This is a genomic window from Mycobacterium sp. DHQP2018-32-09, assembly GCF_058148405.1.
Map to the genome: position 1 here is coordinate 1 of NZ_JBYVYK010000098.1, position 5,689 is coordinate 5,689.

The window sequence follows — 5,689 nt, forward strand, 5'->3', positions numbered from 1 at the left end:
TCCCGCCGCGGCACCGGTGGATCCCGCCGCCGCACCGCCGGTGGATCCGCTCGCGCCGCCGCCACCGGCCGGCCCGAACATCCCCGGCATCGGAGCGCCGATCTCGGGCTTCGGCGTGCTGGCACAGGCCGGCCAGCCCGGCGTGCCGGGCGGCCTCGGCGCACCGGCCGTCCCTGGGCTGGACGCCGGTTCGGTCCTGGGGCTCAACGCCGTGCCGTCGGCCCCGGGCGCCGGCCCCGGCACCCCGCCGAACCTGAACGTCTTCAACAACGCCTACGGCCTGCCGCAGAACGTCGTTCCCGCCGCGCCCGGGCAGGGCCAGCAGTTCGACGTGGCCCCCGGCCAGGAGAACGCCGACGTCAGCAAGCGCGAGTGGTTGGGCCGCTACATCGACCTGTACCGCGACGGACGCCTCAAGGGCGGGTTGCTGGGCCAGATGCCGCAGTCGCAGCTCGGCGAACCGCTGCCGGGCACGGCACCCGTTCCCGGGACGGTCATCTCGCCGGGACTGGTGCAGAACCTGCCGCCCGCACCCGACGACGGCACGCCACCGCCGCCGCCGGGGCTCATCCTGCCGCCACCGCCGCCGCCCGCGCCGTGACGGGTCCGGGCGCCTGCCCGGACCCGTCACACCCCAGGTCAGCCGCGGCGTGCTGGGCCCCTGCCGCCGGGGCCGACTACCGTTGGCCGAATGTCCGGTGAACTCGCCGTCCTGCAGACCGCCCGGTTCAAGGGCCGACTGGCGCCCGAGGTGGCCGCGGCGGCCTGCGGCGTGACGCGCGAGGCGGCCGAGGCGCTGCTTGCCTCGGCGTGCGCGGCGGGCCACCTGCGGGAGGACGGCAAGCTCACGCCTGCGGGCAGGGCACGGTTGACCGAGTTGCTCGCCGCGGAGCGCGCGTCACTCGCCGACGGCGCGCTGGCCGAGCACTACCGCGGGTTCGCGCCGCACAACGCCGAACTCAAGGCGATCGTCAGCGCGTGGCAACTGCGCGACGGCGCCCCCAACGACCACGCCGACGACGCCTACGACCGTGCGGTGATCGCGCGACTGGAGTGCTTGCACGGCGAGTTCGCGCCCTGGTTGGCGACCGCCACCACGCTGGCGCCGCGCCTGACCCCCTATCCCGATCGGTTCGCGGCGGCGCTGCACCGCATCCGGGCGGGCGAGTCGACCTACGTCGCGCGCCCCATCGCCGACAGCTATCACACGGTGTGGTTCGAACTGCACGAAGACCTCGTGGGCATGCTGGGCCACGACCGTTGCGTGGAGGACGCCACGTGACGGTGCTGGTGCTCGACGGCACCGTCGATCTCGACGTGGCGCTGGCGGGAGCCAAGGCGCGCAGCGTGAACCGGATGCGGGCGCTGGGCCTGGCCGTGCCCCCGGCGGTGGCCTTGGGTACCGACTCGGCCGCGGCGGTGCGGGCGCACGACGGCCGGTTGACCGCCGCGGTGTCCGAGGCGCTGCGGGAGGGCGTGCGGCGCCTGGAGGACGACACGGGATGCGGGCTCGGCGACGACGACCGTCCGCTGCTGGTGTCGGTGCGCTCCAGCGGGGCGGTCAGCATGCCCGGGATGATGGACACGGTGCTCAACGTCGGCGTGACCGACGCCGCCGCGCGTCGGCTCGGCCCGTTCGGTGCCGACGTCCGCCGCCGCTTCGACGCGCAGTTCGCCGCGGTTGCGGGCGTGCCGGCCACCTTCGACCCGTGGACCGACCTGGTGACGGCCACCGAGGCGGTGTTCGCGTCGTGGAATTCCCCGCGCGCCACGGCTTATCGCGCTCACCACGGCATCGCCGAGGCGGGCGGTTGCGCCGTGGTGCTGCAGGCGATGGTGTTCGGCAATCGCGGGCCGGACTCGGGCACCGGCGTGCTGTTCACCCGGGATCCGTTGACGGGCGCCCCCGGACCGTTCGGGGACTGGCTGCCCGGCGGGCAGGGCGAGGACGTCGTCTCCGGGCGCGTCGACCCGCTGGGGTTGGCCGCACTGGCCGCCGATCTGCCCGAGGTGCATCGCGAGTTGGTTTCGGCGGCAACGCTTCTCGAGCGCGACGCGGGTGACGCCCAGGACGTCGAGTTCACGGTGGAGGCCGGCCGGTTGTGGTTGCTGCAGACGCGGGGCGCGAAACGTACCGCGCAGGCGGCGGTCCGCATCGCCGTCGACCTGGCCGAGGAGGGCGTCATCGGGCGCGCCGACGCGGTGGCCATGGTGCCCGCCGACGTGCTGGCGCGTGCCGCCGCCCCGCACGTCGACCCCGACGCGCGGCGCGGGGCGACGGTGCTGGCATCGGGAGTGCCGGCATGTCCCGGGGTCGCGACCGGGCGGGTGGTCACGACGTGTGACGAGGCCACCGACCTCGGGGATGCGGGCGTGCCGGTGGTGCTCGCCCGACCGACGACCGACCCGGCCGACGTCACCGGGATGATGGCGGCGGTGGCGGTGGTCACCGAGATCGGGGGCACCACCAGCCATGCGGCGGTGGTCAGCCGAGAACTCGGCACGCCATGTGTGGTGGGGTGTGGAATGGGCACTCTGGACGGGTTGGCGGGCCGCGTCGTCACCGTCGACGGCGCGGGCGGCGAGGTGCTCGACGGTGTGCTCCCCGTCGCCGCGGACCGCGACCTCGGCGTGGCTGCGGCGCGGCTGCGCGCCTGGGCCAGCGGCTCGCACGGTACCGGGCAGGACCCGTCACCCAGCGGTCGTCCAGCCGACGCCCCTGTTTCAAGACTCGGGCACGCTGGCAATACTGCGGGGCGGACGCGATGACACGAACTCGAAGGGACCTCATGTCGCAGGCGGCAGAGTCAACACCGGACCAGGCGCCCGACGATCAGGGCAACGAACCGACCGAGATCACCTTCGACGAACACCTGCACCCGGCCCGGCCCCGGGCGCTGCGCTTCCGGCCGCGGGTGCGCGCCCCGTTCACCCGGCGCTCGCTGGCGCAGGACGGCCCGGCGGCCGCTGACAACCCGGCCTACGTGTCGTGGTTGCTGTCCCAGTCGATGCTGGCCGATGCCAACGAGATCAGCTCGCAGTTCTCCGGGCAGGGTTCGATGTGGCAGAACCCGTACGCCACGCCCAGCCCCCGCGGTGCGGTGGAGACGGCGTCGGTGTGGTTCACCGCGTATCCGCTGTCGCTCATCACCCGACCCGACGAATCGTTCCTGAAGGCTCTCGCCGACGAGGAGTTGTGGAAGGCGTTCGCCGAGATCGGCATCGAGGGCGTCCACACCGGTCCGGTGAAGCGCGCGGGCGGCATCTCGGGGTGGGATCAGACGCCGAGCGTCGACGGTCACTTCGACCGCATCAGCACGCAGATCGACCCCGCCTTCGGCACCGAGGAGGAGTTTCGCGCGATGTGCGGTACCGCCAACTGGTACGGCGGCACCATCATCGACGACATCGTGCCCGGGCACACCGGCAAGGGTGCGGACTTCCGGCTCGCCGAGATGAAGTACGCGGACTACCCCGGCATCTACCACATGGTGGAGATCGACCCGCGGGACTGGGACAACCTGCCCGAGGTGCCCTCGGGTGCCGATTCGGTGAACATCGACGCCGCCACCGAGGAGTGGCTGGACAAGGCCGGTTACATCATCGGACGGCTGCAGCGGGTGATCTTCTACGCCGAGGGCGTCAAGGAGACGAACTGGAGCGTCACCCGGCCGGTGCTGGGCATCGACGGTGTCGAGCGGCGCTGGGTGTACCTGCACTACTTCAAGGACGGTCAGCCGTCCATCAACTGGCTGGACCCGTCGTTCGCGGGGATGCGACTGGTGATCGGCGACGCGCTGCACTCGCTGGCCGACCTCGGCACCGGGGGGTTGCGTCTGGACGCCAACGGCTTCCTGGGCGCCGAGAAGACCGCGGCCGAGGACAGCACCGCATGGTCGGAGGGGCATCCGCTGTCGGAGGCGGCCAATCACCTCATCGCCAGCATGGTGCGCAAGATGGGCGGGTTCACCTTCCAGGAACTCAACCTCACGATCGACGACATCAGGCAGATCGGTGAGGCAGGGGCCGACCTGTCGTATGACTTCATCAACCGGCCCGCCTATCAGCACGCGCTGGCGACGGCGGACACGGAGTTCCTGCGGATGACGCTGCGGACGACGCTGGCCCTCGGCGTGGATCCGGCGTCGCTGGTGCACGCACTGCAGAACCACGACGAACTCACCTACGAGTTGGTGCACTGGTCCACCGGCCACCGCGACGACCTCTACACCTACAAGGGCGAGGAGGTCACCGGCGAGGTACTCGGCGAGACCGTCCGCACCGACCTGATCACCAAGCTGACCGGCGAAAGTGCGCCGTACAACTTGGTTTTCACCACCAACGGCATTGCCAGCACCACCGCGACGGTCATCGCGGCCGCACTTGGCATCACCGATTTGGACACCATCGGATCCGACGCCGTCCAGATCGACCGCATCCGGCGGGCGCACCTGCTGCTGGCGATGTTCAACGCGCTGCAACCCGGGGTGTTCGCGCTGTCGGGTTGGGACCTGTGCGGCATGCTGACGCTGCCGCCCGACGAGATCCCGCAGTTGCTGCGCGGCGGGGACACCCGGTGGATCCACCGGGCCGCACACGATCTGATGGGCGTGAACCCGACGGCGACGAAGTCGAGCGCGGGCATGCCCCGTGGACGCAGCCTGTACGGCTCGATCCCCGAGCAACTGGCCGACGATGCGAGCTTCCTGCGGCAGCTGCAGGCGATCCTGCGGGTGCGTTCGCATTACGGGATCGCGACCAGCAGGCAGGTCGACATCCCCGAGGTCTCGCACCGCGGCATGCTGGTGCTGGTGCACCAGCTCGACGGCGAGGGCCGCTTCCAGCTGACGGTGCTGAACTTCGCCAACGAAGAGGTCGCCGGTTCGGTGCGCTCGAAGAAGCTGCCGCCTGGGGCGACGGTGTCGGACATGTTCACCGGCAAGGCGTTCGCGACGGTCGACGACCTGTTCAGCTTCGCCGTCGAGATGCCGGCGCACCACGGGATGTCACTGCTGGTCGAGGCGCCCGCCGGCGAGGCCGAGGACGACTGAGCGGGGCGCGCCGCGCCCTCCCCGGGGTGGTTGCGACACGGTCACGGACCGGTATCCGTTCCGTTGGCAACGATCACTTCGGTCACGTGAGTCACTATCGTCACTGATGCCCGCCCGTGGGCCCCAGTCGACGACGTCACCGCGACGTCCGCCCGAAAGGTGAGACATGTCGCCGCGTCCGCGCCTCGCATCGGCCTCGACGGCCGCCGCCGCGGCGGTGGGCCACATTGCCGCCTCCGCGGCGGTGGGCCCCATTGCCGCCGCCGCGGCGGTGGGACCCATTGCCGCCGCCGCGGCGGTCGCGCTGGTGCTGCCGCTGGGGGTCTCGCTGGCCGCGGCACCGGCGGCGTCCGCCGAACCGTGCGAAGGTGCGGCGGCCGCGGCGCGCCCGCTGCCCGGCCAGGCATTCCAGATCCCCAGCCCCTCGGCGCTGGCGCCGTTCAACCGGCCCATCGGCCACAAGCCGGCCGGCGCCAACGACCAGGCGCCGCTGCCGAAGTTGGGCCAGCTGCCGCTGGCCATCCTCAAGGCCCTGATACCGGCGCAGCAGCCGCAGAGCGGCCAGGTGCGCCAGCAGGCGGCGGTGGCCCCGGTGCCCAGCCCCACCGCCGCCGCACCGCAGCAGCCGGCCGCGGCCC

Annotated in this window: 4 protein-coding genes and 1 pseudogene; all 5 read left to right on the forward strand. The window is 72.2% G+C overall.

The window, feature by feature from the left end; translation table 11 throughout:
* On the forward strand, positions 1-601 hold a 601-nt coding region (locus AC30CM_RS26650), incomplete at its 5' end, for a hypothetical protein (protein WP_490119921.1).
* Positions 602-691: 90 nt separating this feature from the next.
* On the forward strand, positions 692-1,282 hold the full coding sequence (locus tag AC30CM_RS26655) for a hypothetical protein (protein ID WP_490119922.1): 591 nt from the start codon (positions 692-694) through the stop codon (positions 1,280-1,282).
* A complete protein-coding gene (locus AC30CM_RS26660; RefSeq protein ID WP_490119923.1) occupies positions 1,279-2,769 on the forward strand; it encodes a pyruvate, phosphate dikinase in 1,491 nt (496 codons plus the stop codon). The genes AC30CM_RS26655 and AC30CM_RS26660 overlap by 4 nt, the downstream gene beginning before the upstream one ends.
* A gap of 20 nt (positions 2,770-2,789) precedes the next feature.
* Entirely contained in the window at positions 2,790-5,051 is a 2,262-nt protein-coding gene (treS, locus tag AC30CM_RS26665) for a maltose alpha-D-glucosyltransferase (protein ID WP_490119924.1), read from the forward strand.
* A 166-nt stretch (positions 5,052-5,217) separates the two neighbouring features.
* Positions 5,218-5,689, forward strand: a pseudogene (locus AC30CM_RS26670) (hypothetical protein); the annotation flags it as partial.

What these genes read in the sequence shown, in the direction of transcription:
- AC30CM_RS26655 (WP_490119922.1), top strand. Translation starts at nt 692, where the DNA reads ATGTCCGGTGAACTCGCCGTCCTGCAGACCGCCCGGTTCAAGGGCCGA.
- treS (WP_490119924.1), top strand. Translation starts at nt 2,790, where the DNA reads ATGTCGCAGGCGGCAGAGTCAACACCGGACCAGGCGCCCGACGATCAG.